Annotated in this window: 1 protein-coding gene; it reads right to left on the bottom strand. The window is 61.8% G+C overall.

Translation table 11 applies throughout. The annotated features are described in order from the left end of the window. Nucleotides 1-471, bottom strand: a 471-nt coding sequence (locus tag ACLFKU_RS44110) for an IS66 family transposase (RefSeq protein ID WP_410853441.1), incomplete at both ends; no start/stop codon positions are given.

Raw genomic sequence — 471 nt, 5'->3', positions numbered from 1 at the left:
TGAACCTTCCGAAACCAGCTTGCGCTGCGCCACCATCCATTCATGAAGTGCGTCGCACACCGGTTTGGCCCGGCTCTGTCGAAGCCTGCGACGCTCTTCAGCTTCCAGTGTCTGCGCCTCGCGCTCGATGTCGTAAAGCGCAGCGAAGAATGGCAGCGCCAATACGGCGATCTGGCTGCTGTGATTGGCATGCAGATCGAAGAACCTGCGTCTCGCGTGCGCCGCACATCCGATTTCAGTGATTCCCTGCTGGAATCCAGCCTTGTACCCACTGTAGTCGTCGCACACCAGCTTGCCCTGCCAGCCAGCGAGGAACGCGCGGGCATGTTCGCCTGCCCGGCTCCCGGCGAAGTCGTAGACCACGGCGCGCAGCTCACTGTAGTGCGTCGGCGTATACGCCCACAGATACGCGCGATGTGTCTTGCCTTTGCCGGGACCGAGCATCTGTACCGGCGTCTCATCCGCATGCAG

The organism is Paraburkholderia sp. EG304 (genome assembly GCF_046543485.1).
In the GTDB taxonomy this organism is placed as follows: domain Bacteria; phylum Pseudomonadota; class Gammaproteobacteria; order Burkholderiales; family Burkholderiaceae; genus Paraburkholderia; species Paraburkholderia youngii.
Note: the sequence above shows the minus strand (reverse complement) of the source record. Positions and strands in the feature narration are given on the sequence as shown.